General features: G+C 71.7%; 21 protein-coding genes. 6 read left to right on the plus strand and 15 right to left on the minus strand.

Annotated features, from left to right (window positions below):
• Nucleotides 1-112: 112 nt before the first annotated feature.
• Complete coding sequence (locus LO762_RS15510) at nucleotides 113-967, minus strand: CapA family protein (protein ID WP_230615674.1); 855 nt, start codon at nucleotides 965-967, stop codon at nucleotides 113-115.
• 58 nt (nucleotides 968-1,025) lie between these two features.
• Between LO762_RS15510 and LO762_RS15515 the strand changes: the two genes are divergently transcribed.
• Nucleotides 1,026-2,204, plus strand: coding sequence for an aminotransferase class V-fold PLP-dependent enzyme (locus LO762_RS15515; RefSeq protein WP_230615676.1), 1,179 nt, complete (start codon nucleotides 1,026-1,028; stop codon nucleotides 2,202-2,204).
• A gap of 52 nt (nucleotides 2,205-2,256) precedes the next feature.
• On the opposite strand, the gene LO762_RS15520 is transcribed toward LO762_RS15515, so the two are convergent.
• A complete protein-coding gene (locus LO762_RS15520) occupies nucleotides 2,257-3,093 on the minus strand; it encodes a YdcF family protein (protein WP_230615678.1) in 837 nt (278 codons plus the stop codon).
• A 99-nt stretch (nucleotides 3,094-3,192) separates the two neighbouring features.
• On the minus strand, nucleotides 3,193-3,813 hold the full coding sequence (locus tag LO762_RS15525; RefSeq protein ID WP_230615680.1) for a TetR family transcriptional regulator: 621 nt from the start codon (nucleotides 3,811-3,813) through the stop codon (nucleotides 3,193-3,195).
• Nucleotides 3,814-3,961: 148 nt separating this feature from the next.
• Here LO762_RS15525 and LO762_RS15530 point away from each other — a divergent pair, with 148 nt between their 5' ends.
• Nucleotides 3,962-4,375 (plus strand): Fur family transcriptional regulator, encoded by a 414-nt coding sequence (locus LO762_RS15530; RefSeq protein ID WP_374201565.1) that lies wholly within the window; start codon nucleotides 3,962-3,964, stop codon nucleotides 4,373-4,375.
• Between the two features lie 6 nt (nucleotides 4,376-4,381).
• On the opposite strand, the gene LO762_RS15535 is transcribed toward LO762_RS15530, so the two are convergent.
• Together LO762_RS15535 and LO762_RS15540 are read right to left on the minus strand one after the other, a co-directional pair.
• Nucleotides 4,382-5,425 carry an alpha/beta hydrolase family protein gene (locus tag LO762_RS15535; RefSeq protein ID WP_230615685.1) on the minus strand — a complete coding sequence of 348 codons (1,044 nt, stop codon included), beginning with the start codon at nucleotides 5,423-5,425 and terminating at the stop codon, nucleotides 4,382-4,384.
• Nucleotides 5,426-5,524: 99 nt separating this feature from the next.
• On the minus strand, nucleotides 5,525-6,739 hold the full coding sequence (locus LO762_RS15540; protein ID WP_230615687.1) for a phospholipase D-like domain-containing protein: 1,215 nt from the start codon (nucleotides 6,737-6,739) through the stop codon (nucleotides 5,525-5,527).
• Nucleotides 6,740-6,875: 136 nt separating this feature from the next.
• Between LO762_RS15540 and LO762_RS15545 the strand changes: the two genes are divergently transcribed.
• A complete protein-coding gene (locus tag LO762_RS15545; protein WP_230615688.1) occupies nucleotides 6,876-8,972 on the plus strand; it encodes a molybdopterin-dependent oxidoreductase in 2,097 nt (698 codons plus the stop codon).
• A 7-nt stretch (nucleotides 8,973-8,979) separates the two neighbouring features.
• Here the strand turns inward: LO762_RS15545 and LO762_RS15550 are convergent, their stop codons facing one another.
• On the minus strand, nucleotides 8,980-9,189 hold the full coding sequence (locus LO762_RS15550; RefSeq protein ID WP_230615690.1) for a hypothetical protein: 210 nt from the start codon (nucleotides 9,187-9,189) through the stop codon (nucleotides 8,980-8,982).
• A 217-nt stretch (nucleotides 9,190-9,406) separates the two neighbouring features.
• Between LO762_RS15550 and LO762_RS15555 the strand changes: the two genes are divergently transcribed.
• Nucleotides 9,407-10,336 (plus strand): Rieske (2Fe-2S) protein, encoded by a 930-nt coding sequence (locus LO762_RS15555; RefSeq protein ID WP_230615692.1) that lies wholly within the window; start codon nucleotides 9,407-9,409, stop codon nucleotides 10,334-10,336.
• A gap of 12 nt (nucleotides 10,337-10,348) precedes the next feature.
• Here the strand turns inward: LO762_RS15555 and LO762_RS15560 are convergent, their stop codons facing one another.
• Both LO762_RS15560 and LO762_RS15565 read right to left on the minus strand, forming a co-directional pair.
• Nucleotides 10,349-11,104 carry a sulfite exporter TauE/SafE family protein gene (locus tag LO762_RS15560; RefSeq protein WP_230615694.1) on the minus strand — a complete coding sequence of 252 codons (756 nt, stop codon included), beginning with the start codon at nucleotides 11,102-11,104 and terminating at the stop codon, nucleotides 10,349-10,351.
• Between the two features lie 52 nt (nucleotides 11,105-11,156).
• Nucleotides 11,157-11,939 carry an ABC transporter ATP-binding protein gene (locus tag LO762_RS15565; RefSeq protein WP_230615696.1) on the minus strand — a complete coding sequence of 261 codons (783 nt, stop codon included), beginning with the start codon at nucleotides 11,937-11,939 and terminating at the stop codon, nucleotides 11,157-11,159.
• A gap of 87 nt (nucleotides 11,940-12,026) precedes the next feature.
• On the opposite strand from LO762_RS15565, the gene LO762_RS15570 reads away from it, so the two are divergent.
• Nucleotides 12,027-12,752: a hypothetical protein gene (locus LO762_RS15570; RefSeq protein ID WP_230615698.1), complete on the plus strand. Its 726-nt coding sequence runs from the start codon at nucleotides 12,027-12,029 to the stop codon at nucleotides 12,750-12,752.
• Here the strand turns inward: LO762_RS15570 and LO762_RS15575 are convergent.
• The 4 genes from LO762_RS15575 to LO762_RS15590 form a co-directional block, all read right to left on the minus strand.
• Nucleotides 12,749-14,278, minus strand: a complete 1,530-nt coding sequence (locus LO762_RS15575) for a protein kinase (protein WP_230615700.1) — start codon at nucleotides 14,276-14,278, stop codon at nucleotides 12,749-12,751. The two genes, LO762_RS15570 and LO762_RS15575, sit on opposite strands and share 4 nt — an antisense overlap.
• Nucleotides 14,279-14,332: 54 nt before the next feature.
• Complete coding sequence (locus LO762_RS33535; RefSeq protein WP_230615702.1) at nucleotides 14,333-15,016, minus strand: RDD family protein; 684 nt, start codon at nucleotides 15,014-15,016, stop codon at nucleotides 14,333-14,335.
• 57 nt (nucleotides 15,017-15,073) lie between these two features.
• Complete coding sequence (locus tag LO762_RS15585) at nucleotides 15,074-15,457, minus strand: DUF2752 domain-containing protein (protein ID WP_230615704.1); 384 nt, start codon at nucleotides 15,455-15,457, stop codon at nucleotides 15,074-15,076.
• A 101-nt stretch (nucleotides 15,458-15,558) separates the two neighbouring features.
• The gene (locus LO762_RS15590; protein ID WP_304523653.1) at nucleotides 15,559-16,326 is read right to left on the minus strand and encodes a PP2C family serine/threonine-protein phosphatase; all 768 of its coding nucleotides are present in this window, start codon (nucleotides 16,324-16,326) and stop codon (nucleotides 15,559-15,561) included.
• A gap of 304 nt (nucleotides 16,327-16,630) precedes the next feature.
• Between LO762_RS15590 and serB the strand changes: the two genes are divergently transcribed.
• Nucleotides 16,631-17,818, plus strand: a complete 1,188-nt coding sequence (gene serB, locus LO762_RS15595; RefSeq protein ID WP_230615706.1) for a phosphoserine phosphatase SerB — start codon at nucleotides 16,631-16,633, stop codon at nucleotides 17,816-17,818.
• A 151-nt stretch (nucleotides 17,819-17,969) separates the two neighbouring features.
• Here serB and LO762_RS15600 read toward each other — a convergent pair whose 3' ends face one another.
• The 3 genes from LO762_RS15600 to LO762_RS15610 form a co-directional block, all read right to left on the minus strand.
• Nucleotides 17,970-20,183: an FUSC family protein gene (locus tag LO762_RS15600; protein ID WP_230615708.1), complete on the minus strand. Its 2,214-nt coding sequence runs from the start codon at nucleotides 20,181-20,183 to the stop codon at nucleotides 17,970-17,972.
• Between the two features lie 35 nt (nucleotides 20,184-20,218).
• On the minus strand, nucleotides 20,219-20,686 hold the full coding sequence (locus tag LO762_RS15605; RefSeq protein WP_230615710.1) for a histidine phosphatase family protein: 468 nt from the start codon (nucleotides 20,684-20,686) through the stop codon (nucleotides 20,219-20,221).
• A 155-nt stretch (nucleotides 20,687-20,841) separates the two neighbouring features.
• Entirely contained in the window at nucleotides 20,842-23,118 is a 2,277-nt protein-coding gene (locus LO762_RS15610; protein WP_230615712.1) for a sodium-translocating pyrophosphatase, read from the minus strand.
• Nucleotides 23,119-23,185: the final 67 nt, after the last annotated feature.

The raw sequence follows: 23,185 nt of genomic DNA on the forward strand, positions 1-23,185 counted from the left end.
GTTCCGCCCCCTCCGGCGACGCGTGTTCTGCCGCCGACCAGGATGGCAGAGCATGATCTCCCTTAGATGACGCCCCTAGGACGCCACGTGTTCGACGGTCCCGGAGAGGTGTTCACTGCTTCAGGCCCGCGCATCCGGCGAGTGCCTGCCAGGCGGTGTAGGCGTTCCGCGCGGGCTCGCCTTCCAGGAGTTCGGGCAGGCCGGGCGGGGTGAGCCGGGCGGGAGCCCAGTCGGCGCCGGTGACGATCGACCCGCTGAACGTGAGGGTGAGCACTCCGCTCTGACCGCTCGGCCCTTCGGCGTCGAATCCGGGGGCGACGAACCCGCCGAGCCCGTAGTGGACGTACTTCTCCTTGAGCAGGCCGCCGCCCTGGAGGACCCCGGCGCCGCTGCCGACGACGGCGTCGGCGCCCGCCGCCACGAGCTTGTCGGCCTGGCCCTGCTGTGCCGGGCTCGGGCAGCTCTTGCCGTCCTCGCCCCACTCGGCGTAGACGATGACAGCGGTGTACTTGCCCTTCGCGTCCTTGATGGCCTTGAGGAGGCGTTCGTCTCCGATGACGGCCTGTTCCGCGCCGAAGAACGCGACCTGCCCTCCGTTGACGGACGCGACGAGGGGTTCGAAGGTGCCGCCGATCACCGGCATCGTGGTGTCCTTCGGCACCTCGGCCGCGCCGACCATCGCGGCGTCCACCCCGGCGGCCTGGAGCGCGGGCAGCGCCTCGACGGTCCTGGCGTGCGCGAGGGTCACGTCGGCCTTGCCGAGCCGCGCTTTGACCGCTTCGAGCGCCTTGTCCGGGTCCTTCAGCTTCGCCGCGAGCGGCCCGGAGAAGTCGACGTCGCCCGCGAACGCGACGGAGAAGACAGCGCCCGCCGTGCCCCGGTCCGCCTCCGGCCGCGCGTCGCCGTCCGAGGACGAGCACCCGGCGACGGCGAGGAGGGTTCCGGCGGCGATCAGTCTGCGCATCATCCCCCTAGGATGCCGGGCTCCTTATGCTGGTTCGTACCAGCCCCGCGAGAGGACGAGTGTGGACACAGACCTGATCAGGGCACAGACTCCGGGCACCCGGCACGCCGTCCACCTGAACGCGGCGGGGTCGGCGCTGGCCGCCGCGCCCGTCCTCGCGGAGGTGGTCGCGCACCTCACCCTGGAGTCGGAGATCGGCGGGTACGAGGCCGCCGACGCCGCCGCCGGGCGGCTCGCCGCGAGCTACGGCACGCTCGCCGAGCTCGTCGGCGCCGCGCCCGGCGAGATCGCGTTCACCGAGAGCGCCACCCGCGCCTGGGACCAGGCTTTCTACGCGATCCCCTTCAAACCGGGCGACCGCATTCTCACCACGACCAGCGAGTACTCCAGCAACGCCCTGGCGTACGCTCAGGCGGCGCGACGGCACGGCACGGTCACGGAGGTCGTCCCGGACGACGCGGACGGCACGATCGATCTGACGGCCCTGGAGGAGTCCCTGGGGCGCGGCGGGGTCCGGCTGGTCGCGCTCAACCACGTCCCGACGCACGACGGGCTGATCAACCCGGCCGCCGAGGTGGGGGCGCTGGCCAGGGCGCACGGGGCGCTGTTCCTGCTGGACGCCTGCCAGTCCGTCGGGCAGCTTCCGGTGGACGTCAGCGCGCTGGGCGTGGACCTGCTTTCGGCGACGGGCCGCAAGTTCCTGCGCGGCCCGCGTGGCACCGGGTTCCTGTACGTGCGCGGCGGCGTGCTGGACCAGTTGGAGCCCGCCGTCGTCGACCTGTGCGCGGCCGACCTCACCGGCCCGTCCTCGTTCACCTTCCGGCCGGACGCGCGGCGTTTTGAGAGCTGGGAACGGTCCGTCGCGGGCCAGCTCGGCCTGGCCGCCGCCGCCCGCTACGCGCTCGACCTCGGTTTGGACGCCATCGCCGAACGCGTCCAGGGGCTGGCGGCAAGGCTCCGCGCGGGCCTCGCCGACGTGCCCGGCATCACCGTGCACGATCGCGGACGGCACAAGAGCGGCATCGTCACCTTCGGCCACACCTCCGCACCCGCCGCCACGATCGTCCAGGGCCTGGCCGCGCGCGGTGTCGTCACCCGCGTCTCGGAGCAGACCTACCGCTACGACGACGGCCCCACCCCCGCCGCCCGCGTCCGCGCCTCCGTGCACTACTACAACACCGAAGACGAGATCGACACGGCCGTCACCACCCTCGCCGCCCTGCTACGAACCCTCGCCTAACAACACCGCGCCCTACACGAGACGCTCGCCGTACGCGTGGTCCGGCGGCGTCTCAGACGCCTGCGGGGAGGGCGTTCGCGGTGTGGTCGGGGGTGGTGGCGTAGTGCCTGCGGAACCAGTCGGTGAGGGCGGCGTCGACGCTGACGGCGGCGGCGACGGGCGGGCGCGGCTCCAGGCCGGGCGCGTCGGCGAGGGCGTGGCCCATCCGGAAGGTGGCGGCCTCGACGGTGGAGACGCCCGCGTCGGCGAGGACGTCGCGCAGAGCCATCACCTCGGAGGTCGGCACCAGAAGGTCGGTGCCGCCGCTGACGAGGAGCACGCGCGGGTCCTGCCGGGCGATCTCGGCGGCCCGGTCGGAGACTTCGAGGCGGGCGGCCAGGGCGCGTGTCTCGTCCGTCCACGGGTGCGGGCCGAGCCGCTGCTCGCGGGCGGCGACGGCGCGGGCCGGGCTGAACACGGGCGCGACCAGCGCCGCCGCCGACACCGCGACCCGCCGCTCGGCCAGCGCGAGCAACGCGATGAGCGCGCCCTCGCCGTGCCCGACGAGCCCGATCGCGCCGTCGCCGCACCCCAGCAGCCCGCGCAGCGCCGCGACGGCCTCGGGCAGCTCGCCCGCCGCCCGCTCGACCGTGCTCCCCAGCAGCCTGACGTAGTCGCGGTCGGCGACGTCGCCGGGCAGCCGCAGCCCCAGGTAGACCCGCCAGACCGGCACCGAGGTCATGGGCAGCGCGGCGGCCATGGCGGCCTCGGTGCGCGGCGGGTCGAAGGCGTGGAAGGACACGATGACGCCGTCGCCGGGCGGCGTGTCCACCGCGGTAGGAGGCAGCGCCACAAAGGGGATACCTCCGACGGACCCGCTCCGCGGCCGCGCCAGCTCGTCACCGGTCATGGCTCCATGGTGGCAGTGTGGACAGGCGTTGGACGCAGCAAAGACGTAATGTCCGAGAATCGTGGTTTTCGACCGCGTGAGCGCATGTCAGGGGGTGGATCAGCGTTCGAGATAGCCCGAAAGGTAGTTCTGGATGATCTGCTTGGCCTCGCCGATGACCGCGTCGTCGCCCTCGGGCTCGCGGCGGAACGCCATCTTGATGAGCGCGTCGGCGGACTCGACGGTGATCGCGAACGCCCGCTCCAGCTCGGGCCCGTCCGGGACGCCCGCGGCGGGCACGATCAGCTCGCGGAGCCGCCGGGCGACGACGGCGTTGTTGTCGGCGGACTCGTCGAGGAGGTGCTGGTCGGCGACGTCGCCGAAGCGCAGCACCCGGAAGCCGGGGACGGTCCGGTGCATCTCGACGAAGATGTCGATCGCCCTGCCTACGAGGCCCGACCAGCTCTCGACCTGCCGTTCGTCCAGCATGGCCCCGATCCGGCCGCCGAACTCCTCCAGGTTGCGCAGCGCCAGCGCCTGGGCGACGGCCCGTTTGTCGGGGAAGAACTGGTAGACCGAGCCGATCGCCACCCCCGCGCGCTGCGCGATCCGGGTGGTAGAGAGCCCGTCATAGCCGGCCTCGTCAAGGATCTCCGCGCAGGCGTCGAGCATACGCTGGACCCGCTCGGCCGATCGGCGCTGAGCGGGCTTCCTCCGCAGTGGGGTCCCCGTCTCCGTCACCGGTCCATCATCCCCCGACCGGGCACGTGCCGCACCACCAGGCTGTCCGGTTGGCATGGGTTCGTACTGTTCCCGGAACAGCCGTGATCGTCTTGTTTTTTTGACTATGTCGTGTTTATGGGGTGGAGTAGTGATTGTGACCGAGAAGGTGGACTCCGCTGCCCAACTGCGCGGTGTGGGGCTGCGTGTGACGTCGGCCCGGGTGGCGATCCTGGAGACGCTGCGCTTCGCCCGGCACCTGACGGCCGAGGAGGTGGCCGGCAAGGTACGCGACCGCGTGGGCCACGTCTCCACCCAGGCCGTCTACGAGGCGCTCAACGCGCTTACGGACACCGGCCTACTCCGTCGCATCGAGCCCGCCGGCTCCCCGGCCCGCTACGAGTCCCGCGTCGGCGACAACCACCACCACCTGGTGTGCCGCGCGTGCGGCGCGGTGGCCGACGTGGACTGCGCCGTGGGCCACGCGCCCTGCCTGGAGCCCGCCAACGCCGCGGGCTTCGCCGTGGACGAGGCGGACGTCATCTACTGGGGCCTGTGCCCCGGCTGCCAGGCCGCCGCCTGACCGTCGTCAGAGGCCGAGCGCCCGCATGACCTCGGGCCAGGCGATCTTGTACTCGCGGTTCCAGTACGTCCAGTTGTGCAGGCCGTCGCCGTAGAGGCGGATGGTCGCGGGGATGTCCATGGCCTCCAGCCGGGCCGCCATGTCCTTGTTCGTCATCCCCACGAGCTTCTCCGAGCCCATCCCGGCGGCGTAGTAGACGAACGCCTCAGGCAGGCCGTACTGATCGATGATCACGCCGGGGGGCGGGTCCAGCGGTCCCGGCAGGCCGGTGGTGCCCGCGGAGATGTAGACGCCGGTGCCGCGCAGGGCCGCCGCGTTGACGTACGGGTCGTGCTCCAGCCAGTTCCAGCGGTCGAAGAGCGGGTCGCCGAGCTTGTTCCAGGGGTTGGCGACCTGGCCCATGGTGAGGTCCGACAGCAGCATGATCGCCGGGACGCCGGGCTTGGTCGGGTGCAGGACACCGCTGAAGGACGAGACGTGCTTGTACAGGCCGGGGTTGCGGGTCGCGTACATCATCGCGCCCGAGCCGCCGGAGGAGATCCCCATGACGGCCCGCTTCACGCCGCCGTGGTAGTTCCGCTCGATGAGCTGGCGCAGCTCGCGGGTGTGGAAGGTCTCCCACTTGGGTGAGCCGCCCTTGCCGCCGTTGTACCAGTCGACGAACCCCTGGCTCTGCCCGGAGTCCGGCATGACCACGATGACGTCGTCCTTGGCGGCCGTCTCGGCGATGTCGGTCTTCTCGGTCCAGATCGTGTAGACGTCGGGGCCGCCGCTCAGCACGTAGACGACGGGCCAGGTGCGGGTCGCGTCGGGGGTCCAGCTCTCCGGGAGCAGGATGCGCGCCTTGGGGTCCATCGCGGTGATCGAGGGGGTGTCGATGGTGATGTCCACGGTGCGGGGCGTGACGTGAACGGTCTCGATGATCCGGGCTCCGCCGTCGGCCGGGACGGGCCCGGCGGCGGCCGTGGCCGGGGCGCCCAGGAGTCCCACGCCCAGGAGGACGGAGGTGACGGCACCCGTTAGGAGCCGACCGAAATTCTCAAGCTTCACCGTGCTGCACTCACCATTCAGCGACCCCTACTCGGGGGTACCCCACGGTTACCGTGAAGTAGAGCGCAACATATCGGACATCACGTCATAAGCGACAGCTCACCGCGTTGCAAAACGGTCGCCCTTCCACCACGGTTTGGAACAGCGGGCGACCATGCCCTTCTCGAAGTCCAGGACGTACTGGTCGTGCACCTTGCGGTCGTCGATCCGCAGCACCGTCTCGTCGTTGCGGCGCAGGTCGTAGGGCATGTAGTTGAAGCTGCCGGTGAAGACGACCTTGCGTTGGGTGACCCCCTCGAAGCTGCCCGCCCCCGTGTCGATCGTCATGTACTTGGAGTGGACCGTCATCAGGCCCTCGCAGACCCGCGCCAGGTTGGTGCCCTTGCGCAGGATCGCCTCCATGCGGAAGACCGTGGCCAGGTTGGTGCCGAAGTTGCCGTACACGACGCGCACCCTGCAGTGGCCGCCTTCGGTCGCCTTGAGCGCGGCGAGGCGCTCCGCCACGGGGATCAGGCCGAACTTGAACATCGCGACCCTGATCCGGGTCGGCTTCTTGGGGTCGGTGCTGCACACGATCTGGTCGAGGACGTCCGAGATCGGATCGGTCGTGCCCGCGCTGGGCGTCGTGTAGAGCTGGTGCCGTCCGCTGACGGCGTGCGTGTAGGCGTCGTCGTCGGGCGTGGTGACGCGCCCGACGCCCTCCCTGAGCCGCTCGAAGTAGGAGTCGTAGATCCCGTACAGGCCGGAGTCCGCGACGGTGTAGGCGTTGTTCCAGAACTCGGTGCGCTCCTCCAGGGTCAGGTTGGCCGAGCTCTGCACCACCACGTCCTTGGCCTTGCCCACGCGCGAGAACAGGAAGAACTTGTTGTGGTGGATGCCCGTCCCGAGACAGCCCCAGGTACGGACGCACTCTCCCGCCCAGGACGTCTCGGTGAAGCCCGGCCGGTAGGTCCCGATCCGCTTGCGCAGGTCCTTGAAGTGCTCCTGCGAGTCGCTGTCCAACGAGTTGTTCATGATCACCTGAACGGTGACCTTGCGCCGGTTCTTCGCCCTGACCAATGCGTCGGTGATGGCCTTGTCCCGCCACAGGTACATCGCGACCTTGATGGACGAGCCGGGCGACGCGTGGTCGATGAGCGCGATGAGGTGGTCCCTGATGACGTTCTCCGACCCGGCGCCCGCCGCCGTCGGCCTACTGAACAGCGCGCCCTGCGCGGGCGTGTACGTCCCGCCCGAAGCGTGCGCCGACGTCGCGGTGCCGCCCAGGACGGACGCGGCGAGCAGGGTCAGGACAAGTGATCTCAACGACGCCACGCGCAAGATCATCCCCCGCCATTACCTGCGATTCCGGGTTCCTGTCCTCTCTTGACGCGCGCTTTGCGCTGTGCGGGAGCCCAGCGTCGGCGCCGGGGCCCTGTCGTCTCAGCTGAGCAAGTGCTTACATACGCACATGAGCCGAACCGCGACGAGGACGTGCCCCCTCTGCGAGGCCCTGTGCGGGCTTGAGCTGACCCTTGAGGACGACAGGGTGGTGAAGGTCAGGGGCGACCGCGCCGATCCGTTCAGCAAGGGCTTCCTGTGCCCCAAGGGCGCCAGCTTCGGCAGGCTCGACGGCGACCCGCGCCGCCTGGCCGCCCCGCTCGTGGACGGCGCCGAGACGGGCTGGGACGAGGCGTTCGCCGCCGCCGGTGACGCACTGCGCGGGATCGTCGAGCGGTACGGCAAGGACGCCGTGGCCGTCTACTACGGCAACCCCACGGCGCACAGCGTGGCGGGCACCCTGTACGGGCCCGCCATCATCCGGGGGATAGGCACCCGGAACGTCTTCAGCGCCAGCACGATCGACCAGATGCCCAAGCACGTCGCGGCGGGCTACCTGTTCGGCGACCCGCTCGCCATCCCCGTCCCGGACCTCGACCGGACGTCCTATCTGTTGATGCTGGGCGCGAACCCGTTGGAGTCCAACGGAAGCCTGTGTTCGGCCCCCGACTTCCCCGGACGGCTCAAGGCGCTGCGCCGTCGCGGCGGCCGCCTCACCGTGGTCGACCCCCGGCGCACCCGGACGGCCGCGCTCGCCGACCGGCACGTCCCGATCCGTCCCGGCGCGGACGCCTGGTTCCTGTTCGCGCTCGTGCACACCCTCCTGGCCGAGGGCCTCACGAACCTCCGGCACGAGGTGGACCACCTGGACCGGCTACGGGAACTCGCCGCCGGGTTCTCCCCCGAGGAGACCGAGGAGCTCACCGGCGTCCCGGCCGCCACCACCCGGCTCATCGCGCGCGAGCTGGCGGCCGCCGAGACGGCCGCCGTCTACGGCAGGATCGGCACCTGCACCCAGGAGTTCGGCACGCTCGCGAGCTGGCTCGTGGACGTCCTCAACCTCCTCACCGGCAACCTCGACCGGCCCGGCGGCGCGATGTTCCCCAAGGCCGCCCACTCCTTCGGCAAACGCTCACGGCCCTACCGGACCGGCCGGTGGCACAGCAGGGTGCGCGGCCTGCCCGAGGTCAACGGGGAGCTGCCGGTGGCCGCGCTCGCCGAGGAGATCGAGACCGAGGGCGACGGACGGATCCGGGCCCTCATCACCATCGGCGGCAACCCCGTGCTGTCCGCGCCCGGCGGCGACCGGATCGGCAAGGCGCTGGAGAACCTTGAGTTCATGGTGAGCGTCGACCCCTACGTCAACGAGACCACGGCGCACGCCGACGTCCTGCTACCGCCGCCCCCGCACACCCGCTCCCCGCACTATGACGTGGCGCTGCTTTCGTTCACCGTAAGGAACTACGCGCGCTACTCACCGCCCGTCGTGGACCGGGGCGACCGGCCGTCCGAGGCGGAGATCATCGCGCGGCTCGCCGGGGAACTGCTCGGCGTCACCCCGGCCGAGCTGGACGAGGCGATCATCCAGAGCACGCTGAAGAAGGCGGGCCGGGAGGATCTGCGGGCCGAGCTGGGCCCGCCCAACGTCGAGACCAGGCTCGACATGATGGTCCGGCTCGGGCCTTACGACCTCACCCTTGCCGACCTCGTGGGCGGCCGCGACCTCGGGCCGCTCCAGCCGCGTCTCCCTGAGGTGCTCGTCCTGGACCGCGTCGACCTGTGCCCGGAGATCTTCGCCCGCGACGTCGCCCGGCTGCGCGCGTCACGCAGGCCGGAGGGCTTTGTGCTCATCGGCCGCCGCCACCTGCGCTCGAACAACAGCTGGATGCACCACATCCCCGAGCTCAACAGCGGCTCCAACACCTGCACGCTGCGGCTGCACCCGGACGACGCCGACGCGCTCGGCATCAAGCCGGGCGCGACGGTAAGGGTGTCGTCCCGCACCGGCTCCCTTGAGGTGGAGGCCGAGCCGCACGAGGAGATCATGCGCGGCGTCGTCAGCCTGCCGCACGGCTGGGGGCACACCAGGCCCGGCACCCGGCTCGGCATCCCGGCGGCGCGGGCGGGCGTCAGCGCCAACACGCTCACCGACGAGTCGGCTATCGACGTGCTGTCGGGGAACGCCGTCTTCAACGGGGTGCCGGTGACGCTCACGCCCGTCCCCTAGACGGCGGCTAGACGGCGGCGCGGGCGATCTCCTGGTGGATCTGGACGCGCAGCTCGGCGGGGGTGTCGGCCTGCACGAGCAGGCGGCACCCCGCCCTGAGCTGCTCGATGGAGAGGGGCTGGCTGGACGTCCGGTAGGCCCACCAGCGGTCGGTGCCGCTGCGCCAGACGCGCCAGCCGGGGAACTCGGCCTCTATGTGGGCCGCCTCATCACTCATGACTCATGGCTCGCACCGGGGTCGGGGTTCGGGCTCGGCGGAATTTTCACACCGCCTCGACCACGGTAAGCGAGGGAGTCATCGCAAGGGAGTGGTGAAGATTGTCAGCTTTCGGCCATTCTGTCGGACGGGTTGTCCACAGATCGGGAGCTGCCACCGAGCGTCACGGAGTGTGTGCGTTACTGTCGGAGATGTCGGTGACGAAGGGGCGGTGACGGTGAACCGGGGACGAGCAGGAAGACTGATCACCAGGGTGGCCCGGCCCGTCCGGCGCGTCGCCGCGCGCGCCCACCCGGTGGGCCTCGCCGAGCGCCTCGAACTCAACGCGGCGGCCGACGGCCGGATCCGCGAGCTCACCTCGATCGTAAAACGGGTGCTGCCGCGCGGCTCGGTCCGGAACACCCTGTGGGGCGTGCCTTTGGGCCATCCCGCGCACGCGCCCCTCACCGACCTGCCTATCGGGGCCTACAGCTCGGCCGCCCTCCTCGATCTCCTTCCCGGCACCCAGCGGGCGTCCCAGGTGCTCATCGCGGCGGGGCTGACGGCCTCGGTGCCCACGATCGTCACGGGCTGGGCCGACTGGTCGGCGCTGCACCGCGAACAGCAGCGGGTCGGGCTCGCGCACGCGGCCGTCCAGGGCGTCGCGAACGCGCTGTTCGGCGCGTCCCTCATCGCCCGGGTGAAGGGCCGGACGGGCATGGGCAGGGTGCTCGCCTTCGTCGGGCTCGGCACCCTCTTCACGGGCTCCTACCTGGGCGGCCACCTGGCTTTCCGGATGGCCGCGGGGGCCAACCACGCGCCGTCGGCGGCCCACCTCGTCCCGCTCGGCTGGCACGACCTGTGCTCGCTGCACGAGCTGCCCGACGGCTGGCCGGTGCACCGCAGGCTCGGCTACCTCGATCTTTTTGTGCTGCGGCAGGGCGAGCGGGTGCACGTCCTGGCCGACTCCTGCGCCCATCTGGCGGGCCCGCTGCACCAGGGCAGGATCGTCACCGTGCAGGGCGAGACGTGTGTGATGTGCCCCTGGCATGGCAGCACCTTCCGGGTCGGCGACGGCTCGGTCGTCGACGGCCCCGCCACCGCCCGCCAGACGCCGTTCGACACCCGCGTCGAGGAGGACGGCACCGTCCAGGTCAGGCCGATCTAGCGCCTGGTCCAGCTACCCGAGGAGGAGCTTGGCGATCGCCGTCAGACCCACACAGACGATGACACCGCGCAGCGCCCACGTCGGCAGCTTCCGGCCCACCGACGCGCCCAGGTACCCGCCCAGCGTCGCGCCGATGCCGATGAGCAGCACCGCCCACCAGTCCACCTCGGCGATCGCGATGAAGATCACCGCCGCCGCCGCGTTGACGATCCCGGACAGGCCGTTCTTGAGCCCGTTCACCGTCTGCATGTCGTCGGCCAGGAAGATGCCGAGCAGCGAGATGAGCAGAATGCCCTGCGCCGCCCCGAAATAACCGCCGTAGACCCCGGCCAGACACACCAGACCCCACAGCAGCGCACCGCCGTGCGCCGCCTCGGTCTTGCGCCGCTTGGCCACCCACCGGTTCAGCTTCGGCTGCACCACCACCAGCACCAGCGCGATCGCGATCAGCGCCGGAACGATCATCCGGAACGCCTTCTCCGGCAGCCACAACAGCAGCAGCGCGCCCATCACCGCGCCGACCAGCGAGGCGCTGCCCAGCCGCAGCAGCAGCCCCGACCGGCCCGCCAACTCCCGCCGGTACCCCCAGGTGCCGGTGATCGACCCCGGCACCAGGCCGATGTTGTTGGAGACGTTCGCGACCACGGGGGGATAACCGAGCGCCACGAGCGTCGGAAACGTGATCAGCGAACCCGAGCCGACGACGGCGTTGATCCCGCCCGCGCCCGCTCCCGCCACAAGGATCGCGGCGGCCTCCCAAGGTGTCATGGACGTCGATCGTAGAGAGCGACGCCCGTCACACCTCGGGCGGGGTCGCAGGTCACAGCGCGCGGGCCGACCAGCGCCCGTCGCGCTTCTCGACGCTCAACGGCAGCCCGAAGCACGCGGTGAGGTTCTCGCCGGTGAACACCTCGTCCACCTTGCCCGAGGCCACCACGGCGCCCTTGCGGAGCAGCAGCGCGTGTGTGAAGCCCGGAGGCACCTCCTCCAGGTGGTGCGTCACCAGCACCATCGCCGGAGCGGTGATCTCCCCCGCCAGCTTCGACAGCCGCGCCACCAGATCCTCACGGGCGCCCAAGTCGAGGCCCGCGGCGGGCTCGTCGAGCATGAGCAGCTCCGGATCCGGCATCAGCGCCCGCGCGATCTGCACCCGCTTGCGCTCGCCCTCCGACAGCGTGTTGAACCGCCTGCGCACCAGCTCCGCGGCGCCCAGCGCCTCCAGCAGCTCCACCGCGCGCGCCACGTCCGAGGAGTCGTACTCCTCCTGCCAGCGGCCGAGGATCGCGTACGACGCGGTGAGCACCAGGTCGATCACCGTCTCGTTCGCCGGGACCTTCTCCGCGACGGCGGCGCTGGCGAACCCGATCCTGGGCCGCAGCTCGAACACGTCGGTCTCGCCGAGCGTCTCGCCGAGCACCTGGACGCGTCCCTCGGTCGGGAAGAGCGTGGTGGCCGCCACCTGGAGCAGAGTGGTCTTCCCCGCGCCGTTCGGCCCGATCACCACCCAGCGTTCGCCCTCGCCGACCGTCCAGTCGACGCCGTCGAGCAACCTGGCCTGCCCGCGCCGGATCACGACGCCCTCAAGCCTCAGTACCTCACCCATTCAAGCCTCCGCGCACCACCCTATTGCAGCCGGAGGCGTCTTCTCCGTCCTCCGCCCGCACCCGTGCGGGCGGTTACTGTGGAGGGCATGCACGGCTCCCGTCCCTCCCCCAGCCTCGTCGCCTGGGCCAACGCCTGGCTGACCGGCCACACCGGCCTCGACCTCGCCGTGGACGCGGTGGAGCGCACGGGGCCGCACCTGGTGGGCGAGGTGCCGCTCCGGGCCTGGCTCGCCGGTCTGCGGCCCGGCCTGCGCGCGCTGCGCCTCGCGCTGCCCGCCCCCGGCGACCCGCTCGGCCTGACCGGCCCGCCCGAGTTCAACGCCGCCGCCCTGGAGACGGGCGAGGCGGCCGTCGCGCTGCTGGAGGACACCGCGGTCGGCCTCGTCCCGGCCGAGGACAGGCGCGGCTCGTCCTACACCGGCACCGTCTGGCGAGTGTTCCCGGCCCGGCTGGACGCCCCCGACGTCCCGTCCGTCGCCGAGGCCGACCGGGCGCTCACCGCCGCCATGCACGAGGTGACGGAGATCATGACGACGCTCGACGACATCAACGGGGAGCGCTCGGCCGTCCTCAAGGCGCTGCGCGACGACACCGACAGCGGCCTCGCCCCCGGCTACCCGGCGCGCGCCCACCGGGTGGACGCCCAGGCGGTCCGGCTCGGGCTGATCGTCGGCCTCGCGGGCCGGACGGCGGGCGGCAACCTCACCGCCGCCCAGGCCGCCGCCCGCGCCGAGGCGCTGCGGCTGCTCGACCGGGCCGTCCGGCGGGCCCACGTGGCGGCGCACGGCGCCGTCTTCGAGCCCGCCCGCTAGCGGGTCAGCACCTTCGCCAGGCACACCTTGTCGGCGAAGGTCTGCTTCTTGTGGTCCCACAGCGGCCACAGGTAGCCGACGAAGCAGCTCCACCAGTTGAGGATCTGCGCGAACGTCCTGGCTATGCCGCGCGCGAGGCCGAGCGGCTGGCCGGTCCGCTCGTCCACGACCTGGAGACGGCACAGGCCCTTGCCGGGGCTGTACCCGAGCGAGCCCTCCATCGCCCCGTACACCAGGTAGATCAGCGCCCAGACGATCATCATCGCGGTGCCCTGGGCGTCGGACATGTCGGCTTCGGCCGGGTCGTTGATGGTGATCACGGCGACAAAGAGGATGACCAGGAAGAACCCGAGGACCCAGTCGATGCAGAACGCGCCGAACCGCCGCAGGTAGGACGGCTCACGCACCTGCGGCAGGACCGCCCACCCGGCGTACCCGGGCACCGCCTGGGGCGGGGGCGGCAGAGGCTGGGGCACGGGCGGATGGTGGAGCGGCACTCCCGGGTAGCCCTGCCCGGACGGCGCCGTCGGCAAACCCTGCGGCGAGGCGAACGGGGCGGGGGTCGGCGGCTGCTGCGTCAGCCCGTGCTGGGCCGGGTAAGGCGCCCCGGAGAAAGGCAGCGCGCCGCCGCCCGCGGGCTGCGTGCCCTGCGGCGGAGGCGAGCGGATCAGCGCCTGCGGCGGCGGGGTCGCCTGCGGCAGGCCGAACGACGTGCCGTCAAAACGGATCGCGGCGAGCCGGGCCGACACCTCGTCCGCCGACGCCGGCCGCAGCGCGCGGTCCTTCGCCAGCAGGTCGAGGATCAGCCGGTTCAGCGCCTCGGGCAGATCCGGCCGCCGGGTGCGCGGCGGCTCCGGCTCCCGGTACAGGTGCGCGTGGACGAACTCCGGCAGCGTCGCGCACTCGAACGGCATCCGGCCGGTGAACATCTCGTACAGCAGGATGCCGAACGAGTACAGGTCACAGCGGCCGTCCAGGTCGCCGCCCGCGAACTGCTCCGGCGCCATGTAGCCCGGCGTCCCGATGACCGAGCCCGTCTGGGTCGCGTCGGCGAACCGGGAGATGCCGAAGTCGAGGATCTTGATGCCGCCCTTGTCGAGCAGCATGACGTTCGCGGGCTTCACGTCCCGGTGCACCACACCCTGCGCGTGCGCGGCGCCGAGCGCGCCCAGCAGGTCCCGCGCCACCGAGACGGCCCTCTCGTGCGGGATCGGGCCCGACCTCAGCTCCCGCGCGAGATCGTGGCCCTCCAGGTACTCCATGACGACGTAGAGCCGCTGCTCGTACTCGCCGATGTCATGGACGACGGTGATGCCCGGATGGGACAGGCTCGCCCCGATCTGGGCCTCGGCGCGCAGCCGGCGCGCGGCCTCCGGCGTCGGGCTGATCGCCAGCGTCTTGATCGCGACCTTCCGGCCCAGGACCTGGTCCCGGCCCGCCCAGACCGCGCCCATCCCGCCCTGGCCGATCTTGCGTTCCAGCGTGAACCGTCCCGACAGCACGAGGCCCTCGTGCAACGCGCCCACCTCCCCGGATGGAACGGGGCGCCCCGGTGAGGGACGCCCCGGCGTAGAACGCGATCAGTGCGAACGGACGACGACGGTGTTCATCACCTTGTCGGCGAACGTCTGCTTCTTGGCGTCGAACAGCGGCCAGAAGTAGCCGATGTAGCAGGGCAGGCCGTCCAGGATGTGCGCGATCTTGCGCACGAACGCCAGGCCGAACCCGATCGGCTGCGAGGTCTGCTCGCTGATCAGACGGATGTTGACGAGCCGCTTGCCGATGGTCTGCCCGGTGGTGCCCTCCTGGTAGATCAGCCACAGGCCGCCCGCCAGCGCGAGCAGCGCGCCGAACAGGATCAGGAGGGTGCCGACCGCCGAACCGCCGGTGCTCGTGAGCGCGCCGGTGGTCGGGTCCACCTCCAGCGAGGTGGCGCTGAGGCTGATGCCGATGCCGTAGAAGATGGCGGGCACCAGGCCGATGATGATGGCGTCGACGAGATAAGCGGCGACCCGCGAGCCCCAGCCCGCGTAGACGCCGTAGGCGCCGCCCGCGTAGCCGTAGGGCTGCTGGGCGGGGATCTGCGGCTGCGCCGCCGCCGGGAAGGCGGGCTGCGCCGGGTAGGCCGGCGGAGGCGTCGCCTGGTAGGCGGGCGGCTGCTGCGGCGGCGGGTACTGCTGGCCGTAACCCGGCTGGGGCGGCGGCGTGGACGGTCCGTAGCCGGGCTGCTGCTGGCCGTACGGATCGTAGGGGGGGTTTCCCACGTTGACTCTCCTAAGTCTTTTGGCGTTGTGCGAGGGCCGGGGGTACGGCGCGCGCTATCAGAGGACTCCGCATCGGACGAGCTGCCAGATGCCGGAACCTGCGATGGCGGTGCCGAGGATCCAGGCACGCGCCCGCGACCCCACCGCACGCCATCGGGCCTCCAGCCCCAGCGGCGCCACGGCGAACACGATCGCGCCGAGGAACACCAGTGGATTGGCCAGGAGGGCCCGGACGGGGTGACCCGAACCGAGCTCGATGAAGACGGTGGTGCCGCCGCAGAATGGGCAGGGGATGCCGGTCAACGCACGGGCGGGGCAGATGATCCCGGGATCGTGGATCCCGTGAGCCGTGGCCACGACAAGCGCCGCCGCCGTCATCACCGCGACCCTCGTCGCGGAAACTCCGAGGGGACGCCGGCGCAACGCCATGACCCCCGTCATGAATGCCTCCACCCGACCTGCTGTCCTTTAACTGGCCCTTATACCGGCTTTTACGGGCATGCCGTCAAGCCAGGGGACCGCGCCGGGACCAGACCGTTATGTCAGGCGCCTGCGACCGCTCCCACCAGTGTGGGACGCTGGCTTTCCCCGTGTGGTTCTGGTTCGCCCACATCGAGGACCACACAGGTGATGTTGTCCGGCCCGCCGTGCGCCCGCGCCGCCTCGATCAGCCGCCGCACCGCCTGGTGCGGCTCCTTCTCCTCCGACAGGAGGTCGAAGATCTCCTGCGGGCCGACCGGACCGGAAAGGCCGTCCGAACACAGCAGGTAGCGATCACCGAGATGCGCGTCACGCGGCGCCAGATCGGGCTCCCGATCCGGGCCGCCGTCCAGCACCTTGAACAGCATGTGCGACAGGTGCGAGTTCTCGCCCGCGTCGCCGCCGTCCGCCAGCAACTGGGCCAGCGTGTGGTCGCTGGTGATCTGGAACAGCACGCCGTCACGCAGCAGGTAGGCCCGGGAATCCCCGATGTGCGCGAGCGCGAACTTGCTCGTGCCGTTCCACAACATCGCCGTGAGCGTCGTCCCCATCCGGTTCAGCTCGGGGTGCGCGGCGATCGCCTGCCCCAGCGCGCCGTTCACCTCCGCGACCGCGCGGGCCAGCGTGCCCTGGAGTTCCGCCTCGGGCACCGGGACATCGAACCGGCGCAGGGCGTTGATCACCGTCGAGCTGGCCACCTCGCCGCCCGCGTAGCCGCCCATCCCGTCCGCGACAGCCAGCAGGAAGGGCCCGGCGTACCCGGAGTCCTCGTTGTTCTCCCGGTTACAGCCGATGTCCGAACCCGCTGCGTACCTGATTGCAACGTTCATAGCAGTTTCGATGACGTTCTCCTTGCGGCGGTTCGTGCCACCCCCGCGGCCGGCGACCCCCCGTGCGGTCTGGCATCAGAGTAGTGGGTCAGCGTACTCGCTCACCGTTCACCAGTCCGTTTTCCCGTCTTTCCCGTCACCTGCTCTCCCTGCCTCCGACGCTACTCCTCCGCACGCTCTCGTGGATCAACCTCTGGGGCCATCTTGCGGGCCATTCCTACCGCGTTCGGATTACTCCGGAGGCGTCCACATCCTGGACTCGGTGCCCGCTTTCCGGCGACGGAGCGGTAGCGTGGGGCGAGCTATGGAACGGACGCTGCTCATCACGCTGACCGGCAGGGATCGCCCAGGGGTGACCTCCCGGCTGTTCGCCACCCTCGCCGCCTTCCCGCTGGAGGTCTCCGACGTCGAGCAGGTCGTGATCCGCGGCAGGCTCATCCTCGGTGTCCTCGTGTCCGCCGTCGGCGACGAGAGCGTCGACGGCGTCCTGGAGGCGGTCAAGGCCGTCGCCGACGACCTGGAGATGGACTTCGAACTGTCCACGGGCGGCGGCAGGAAGGCCAAGCGCAGGCGCGCCCAACTGCACGTCACCGTGCTGGGCAGCCCGCTGACGCCCGCCGCCGTCTCCGGCGTCGCCGGGCGGATCGCCGCGCACGGTGCCAACATCGACCGGATCGAACGGCTCGGCAGCTACCCCGTCACCGCGATCGAACTGCTGATCTCCGGCGCCGACCCGACGTCGCTGCGCGCCGCCCTCGCCGTCGAGGCCGCGGGCCTCGGCGTGGACGTGGCCGTCCAGCGGGCCGGGCTGCACCGCAAGGCCAAGCGGCTCATCGTCATGGACGTCGACTCCACGCTCATCCAGGGCGAGGTCATCGAGCTGCTCGCCGAGCACGCGGGCCAGCTCGACAAGGTCGCCGAGATCACCGAGGCGGCGATGCGCGGCGAACTCGACTTCGCCGGGTCGCTGCGCGAGCGGGTCGCGCTGCTGGCCGGGCTCGACGTCGCCGCGATCGACGCCGTCCGCGACAAGATCGAGCTCGCAGCGGGCGCCCGCACCCTCGTGCGCACGCTCAAGCGGCTCGACTACAAGTTCGCGATCGTCAGCGGCGGCTTCACCCAGATCACCGACAGCCTCGCCGCCGACCTCGGCATCGACTACGCCTCCGCCAACACCCTGGAGATCGTCGACGGGCGGCTCACCGGCCGCGTCGTCGGCCCGATCATCGACAGGGCCGGGAAGGCCGCCGCGCTGCGCGAGTTCGCCGCGCGGGCCGGGGTGCCGGTCGCGCAGACCGTCGCGATCGGCGACGGCGCCAACGACCTCGACATGCTCCAGGCCGCAGGGCTCGGCATCGCCTACAACGCCAAGCCCGTGGTGCGGCAGGCCGCGCACACCGCCGTCAACGTGCCCTACCTGGACACCATCCTGTTCCTCCTCGGCCTCTCCCGCGACGAGGTCGAGGCCGCCGACGCCGAAGACCGCGCCTGACCCGGCCCCTCGTCTCCCGGTCCACTCGGCCGCCCGGCGCACTCGTGACAGTCGTCTCCCGGCATGCCCTGCATGCCCGTCTTTGCCGGGTTACTCGTGACAGTCGTCTCCCGGCTCGCCCGGCATGCCCGGCCTGCTCGTCTCGGCCGGGTTACTCGTCCTCGTCGGCGTCGCGTTCGCCGAAGGACTCCGAGGCGAGGCCGCGTAGCGCCGACCTGACCGCCGCGGCGTGCAGCAGGTCGCGGCGCAGCGGGGTGTCGCCCTTGCGGCCCGCCACCACCTCCGCCCTGCGCGCCTTCGCCAGGTCCGACAGGTAGGCGTCGAGAAGGCCCAGTTGCGGGCCCGTGTCCGGGGCGCCGCCCTCCTCCAGGGCGTCGGCGACCGTGTCGAGCAGCCCCGGAACCGGCCCCGGATCGATCGTCTCCTCCGGCAGCAGGCCCCGCAGCGTCACCATGTGGTCCCTGACCCGCTGCGCCGTCTGCAGGATACGCTTCAGCTCGCCGATCCGCTCGGTGTCGGGCGCGGGCTCGGCCGCCATCCGGTTCCGGGCGCGCGCCAGCTCGTCGGCGGCCTTGCGGGCCCTGCGGTAGGCGCCCTTGTAGTCGTTCGGCTCAAGGTCGAGCACCGCCGACATCGCCCGGACCAGCTCCGCGTGGGTGCGGCGCACCGCCCTGACCCGCTCCTCCACCCGCAGGCCGCCGCGCGGCCACAGCAGCCGCCCCGCGACGAGCGCGATCAGCACGCCCGCGATCGTCAGGACCACCCTGAGCGCCGCCACCTCCCAGCCGAGCGGCGCCGCGAAGTCCACGAGCGTCATCATCGTGGGCGTCACGAACAGCACCCACGTCGTGTGCCCGAGGTCGCGGAAGGCGAACGCCAGCAGCGCGAACGCGAACACCACGAGCGCCAGCAGCAGCTTGGCGTGCACGAGCTGGAGCACCAGCGCCGCGAGCACGCCCCCGGCCAGCACCCCGACGATGCGGGCCCGCGCGCGCTCCAGCGTCTCCCCGTACGTCGCGCGGGTCGTGACCATCGCCGAGATCGCCAGCCAGTTCCCGTGCTCCGGCTCGAACGCCGCCACCACCGCCAGAGCCACCCCCGTGGTGACACACAGCCGCGTCGCATACCGAAACGTCGGCGACCGCTCCCCCACATGCGCGAGCGCCACCCGCCAACCACGCCCCGGCTGTGCTCGATCAGCCCGGGAGCGGACGCTTGGCAGCTCCCGACTTCGTTGGGAGCGCCCGTCTCCGGGCTGTGCTCGATCGGCCCGGAGGCGGGCGCCTGGCAACTCCCGACTTCGTCGGGAGCGCCCGCCCCCTGGCTGTGCCCGATCGGCCCAGGGCCAGGGCAGCGTGGGGAGCGCCGGGTGGGCCCGCTCGAACGTCAGCCCGTTGGCCAGCCGGACCGCCGTCTCCACCGAGCCGCCGATCCGGTGCAGCAGCCGCCGCGCCTGCTCCAGCACGAACAGGTCGAGGTACTCCTGGCCTGTCTCCTCACCTTCCCTCCGTTCCAGCCGCCACCGCGCACGCACCCCGTCGACCCGTTCGTCCAGCCGCGTGAGCGTCGCGGTCTGGGCGGACGGCAGGTGCAGCGAGTTCTCGATCGCGTCCGCCAGCACCCGCAGCCGCGCCGCCTGGTAGACGATCGCCTCGTGCACCTCGGGCGGCGGGTCCTTCATGCCCTTCTGGAGGGTGTGCAGGGTGACCGCCGAGTGCAGGACCCGGACGAGGGCGTCGATGAGGCGCTCCCGGCGCAGGCCGCGTTCGGTCGGGCGGGTCAGCTCCAGCGCGGCGCGCGCCTCGGCGAACTCGCGGGCGGCCCGCTCCCGCAGGTCGTCGCCGCCGCCCGGCTCCTCCAGCAGCGCGGCGGTGGCCCGTGCCGCGTCGGCGACGGTGGCCCGCAACTGCCGCTGCACCCTGCGGCGGAACGGCAGCAGCATCAGCAGCGCCATCCACAGCGCGCCCAGCCCGACCGCGGGCACCAGGTGGGAGAGGTCCTGCCCGCCCGGCTGGGTCGCGGCGACGAGCACCGTGAGCGGCCCGGTGATGCCGATCCACGGGACCACCGCGCCCACCGCCGCCACCCAGGGCACCACCAGCACCGCCCACCACAGGTGCGCCGAGACCGCCACCCCGGCCGCCGCGCAGACGACGATCACCGCGAACGTCGCCCAGACCCGGCGCGCCGGAAGGGTGTAGGGGCCCTTCGGCACCGCGAGCGCCAGCAGGTAGGCGCCGAGCCCCACCCAGGCGCCCTCGGCGTAGTCCCCGGTCAGGGCGCCGACGACGAGGGGAAGGCCGACACCGACCGCCCCGGTCAGCCCGTAGTCGGCCGACGCGCTCCGCCTGAGCCGCCCCCACACATGATCATTGTGCGTGAGCGGACCTCAACGGCGGGTCATCGCAGGGTCTTGGGCGTCCGGTAGGACAGCAGGCTGCCGCCGTGCGACTCCCATCCCGCCAGCTCCACCACGCCGAGCGCGCAGGTGGGGAACTCCGCGACGGGCTCGTTGCCGGTGATGATGACGAGCTCGTGGACCGCCGGGTTGTGCCCGACGAGCAGGAGCGTGCCGACCTCCGCGGGGGTGATCTGCACGAGGGTGAGCAGGTCGTACCCGTCACCGGTGTAGATGCCGCGCTCGAACGAGACGGGCACGTCGTCCAGGCCGAGGCCCTCCAGGGTCTGGCGGGTGCGCAGCGCCGTCGAGCACAGCACAAGATCCGGGCGCAGGCCCTCGGCCCTGAGGTGCGCGCCCATCTCCGCGGTGTCACGCAGCCCGCGCTCGGCCAGCGGGCGTTCGTGGTCGGCGAGCCCGAAGCCCGCCTCGGCCTTGGCGTGCCGCAACACCAGAAGCCGCTTGTTCAAGGCGCGACCTGCGCCGCGAGTATCCACAGCACGACCATGATCAGGAGCATCGCACCGAAGATCAGCGCGAATCCTTTGGCACCACTCATGGGCCCCAGCGTAGACGGCGCGCGGCACACTTCGGCACGGGCTGTGGATAACTCCGGGAACCCCCGTCAACCGGGCGTCGCGGCGTCCGCCGGGTCGGCCGCCGGGTCCACCCTGCGGCGCCGCGACACCGCCACCGAGCCCGCGACGACGGCGACCACGACGACCGTCAGCGCGACCCGCAGCACCGTGTTCCCGGCATGCGCGACAACGGCCGGGGCGAGCAGCAGGGACACCAGGTTCATCACCTTGAGCAGCGGGTTGATGGCCGGGCCCGCGGTGTCCTTGAACGGATCGCCGACCGTGTCGCCGATGACCGTCGCGGCGTGCGCGGGCGACCCCTTGCCGCCGAGCCGCCCCTGTTCGACGAGCTTCTTCGCGTTGTCCCAGGCGCCGCCCGAGTTCGCGAGGAAGACCGCCATGAGGGCGCCGCAGGCGATCGCGCCCGCCAGGAACGCCCCCAGCGGGGCGTAGCCGAGCGCGAAGCCGACCGCCACAGGGGTGAGGATCGCCAGCAGTCCCGGCGTGGCCAGCTCGCGCTGGGCGTCTCGGGTACACAGGTCCACGACACGGCCGTAGTCCGGTTTCTCCGAGTAGTCCATGATCCCCGGCCTTGTGCGGAACTGTCGGCGCACCTCCAGGACGACCCGCGCCGCCGCCCTGCCCACCGCCCGGATCGCCAGGCCGGAGAACAGGAACACCACACACGCGCCGATGAGCAGGCCGATGAGCACGTTCGGCTGGTCCACCGAGAGGGAGAACTCGGTGAAAACCGGGCCGATCGCCCGGCGTGCGCTCTCGTCGGCCTCGGCGAGCGACTCCTCGACCGTCGCCCGGAACGAGCCGAAAAGCGCGGTAGCCGCCAGGACGGCCGTGGCGATCGCGATGCCCTTGGTGATCGCCTTTGTGGTGTTGCCGACGGCGTCCAGGCGCTCCAGCACCTCCGCCGCGTCGCCCCGGACGTCGCCCGACATCTCCGCGATGCCCTGGGCGTTGTCCGAGACCGGACCGAACGTGTCCATCGAGACGATCACGCCGACCGTGGTGAGCAGGCCCGTCCCGGCCAGCGCCACCGCGAACAGGGCCACCGAGGTGTTCCCCGCGCCCAGCAGGAACGCCCCGTAGATCGCCCCCGCGATGAGCAGCGTCGAGTACACCGCCGACTCCAGGCCGAGCGCCACCCCGGCGAGGATCACCGTGGCCGGGCCGGTGCGGGCGCTGTCCGTCACCTCCTCCACCGGGGCCCGGCCGGTCTCGGTGAAGTAGCCGGTGAGCAGTTGGATCGCCGCCGCGAGCACGATGCCGATGAGCACCGCGCCGACCGCGACCACCCGCGGGTCGGCCGCCACGTCCGCGCCGCCGTCCAGCTCCGCGAAGGACGACGGCAGGTACAGCACGGCCGCGATGACGACGCCCAGCGCGGACACCACCGCCGAGACCAGAAAGCCCCGGTTGATCGCGCTCATGCCCGATCTGTCCCAGGGCCGTGGCGCCACCGCGAAGATCCCGACCACCGCGGTGACGATCCCGACCATCGGGACGATCAGCGGGAAGACCAGGCCCTGCGCGCCGAACGCGACGGTGCCGAGGATCAGCGCGGCCACGAGCGTCACCGCGTAGGACTCGAACAGGTCGGCGGCCATGCCCGCGCAGTCGCCCACGTTGTCCCCGACGTTGTCGGCGATCGTGGCGGCGTTGCGCGGGTCGTCCTCGGGAATGCCCTGCTCGACCTTGCCGACGAGGTCCGCGCCGACGTCCGCCGCCTTGGTGAAGATCCCGCCGCCGACCCGCATGAACATCGCCAGCAGCGCCGCGCCGAACCCGAAGCCCTCAAGGACGCCCGGCGCCTGGCCCCGGTAGGCGAGCACCACGACGGCAGCGCCGAGCAGGCCGAGGCCGACCGTGAGCATGCCCGCGACGCCGCCCGTGCGGAACGCGATCCGCATCGCGTCCTTCTCGCCCGTCTCGCGGGCCGCAGCGGCCACCCGGACGTTCCCGCGCACCGCGAGCCACATTCCGGCGAAGCCCGTCGCGCCGGAGAACACAGCGCCGAGGACAAAGAAGACAGATCTGCCGATCCGCGACCCGGTGCTCTCGGCGGGCAGGAGCAGCAGGAGAAAGGGGATCAACACCACAAAGACCGCGACCGCCGTGAACTGGCGGCGCAGATAGGCCGCGGCCCCCACCTGGACGGCCTCCGCGATCTCCCGCATCCGCGCCGTGCCCTGGCCCGCCGCGAGCACCTGCCGGACGAGCACCCCCGCGACGCCGAGGGCGAGCAGCGCCACCACCGCCACGGCGCCGACGACAAGAAGATCTCCGTCTGAGATTTCCGTCTCACCCATCACAACCCCCCGGCGCTTTACCCCACTTTCTCCGGGATGGTGATCGGGACTTTCTCCCGACAAACAC

The organism is Actinocorallia sp. API 0066 (assembly GCF_020991275.1).
Classification (GTDB): domain Bacteria; phylum Actinomycetota; class Actinomycetes; order Streptosporangiales; family Streptosporangiaceae; genus Actinocorallia.

Excerpts from the sequence above, each read along its gene's own strand:
- LO762_RS15550 (WP_230615690.1), bottom strand. The coding sequence starts at position 9,189 with ATGAGTGATGAGGCGGCCCACATAGAGGCCGAGTTCCCCGGCTGGCGC.
- LO762_RS15570 (WP_230615698.1), top strand. The coding sequence starts at position 12,027 with ATGCACGGCTCCCGTCCCTCCCCCAGCCTCGTCGCCTGGGCCAACGCC.
- LO762_RS15560 (WP_230615694.1), bottom strand. The coding sequence starts at position 11,104 with ATGACACCTTGGGAGGCCGCCGCGATCCTTGTGGCGGGAGCGGGCGCG.
- serB (WP_230615706.1), top strand. The coding sequence starts at position 16,631 with ATGGAACGGACGCTGCTCATCACGCTGACCGGCAGGGATCGCCCAGGG.
- LO762_RS15610 (WP_230615712.1), bottom strand. The coding sequence starts at position 23,118 with ATGGGTGAGACGGAAATCTCAGACGGAGATCTTCTTGTCGTCGGCGCC.
- LO762_RS15510 (WP_230615674.1), bottom strand. The coding sequence starts at position 967 with ATGATGCGCAGACTGATCGCCGCCGGAACCCTCCTCGCCGTCGCCGGG.
- LO762_RS15590 (WP_304523653.1), bottom strand. The coding sequence starts at position 16,326 with ATGAACGTTGCAATCAGGTACGCAGCGGGTTCGGACATCGGCTGTAAC.
- LO762_RS15585 (WP_230615704.1), bottom strand. The coding sequence starts at position 15,457 with ATGACGGGGGTCATGGCGTTGCGCCGGCGTCCCCTCGGAGTTTCCGCG.
- LO762_RS15565 (WP_230615696.1), bottom strand. The coding sequence starts at position 11,939 with ATGGGTGAGGTACTGAGGCTTGAGGGCGTCGTGATCCGGCGCGGGCAG.
- LO762_RS15520 (WP_230615678.1), bottom strand. The coding sequence starts at position 3,093 with ATGACCGGTGACGAGCTGGCGCGGCCGCGGAGCGGGTCCGTCGGAGGT.
- LO762_RS15545 (WP_230615688.1), top strand. The coding sequence starts at position 6,876 with ATGAGCCGAACCGCGACGAGGACGTGCCCCCTCTGCGAGGCCCTGTGC.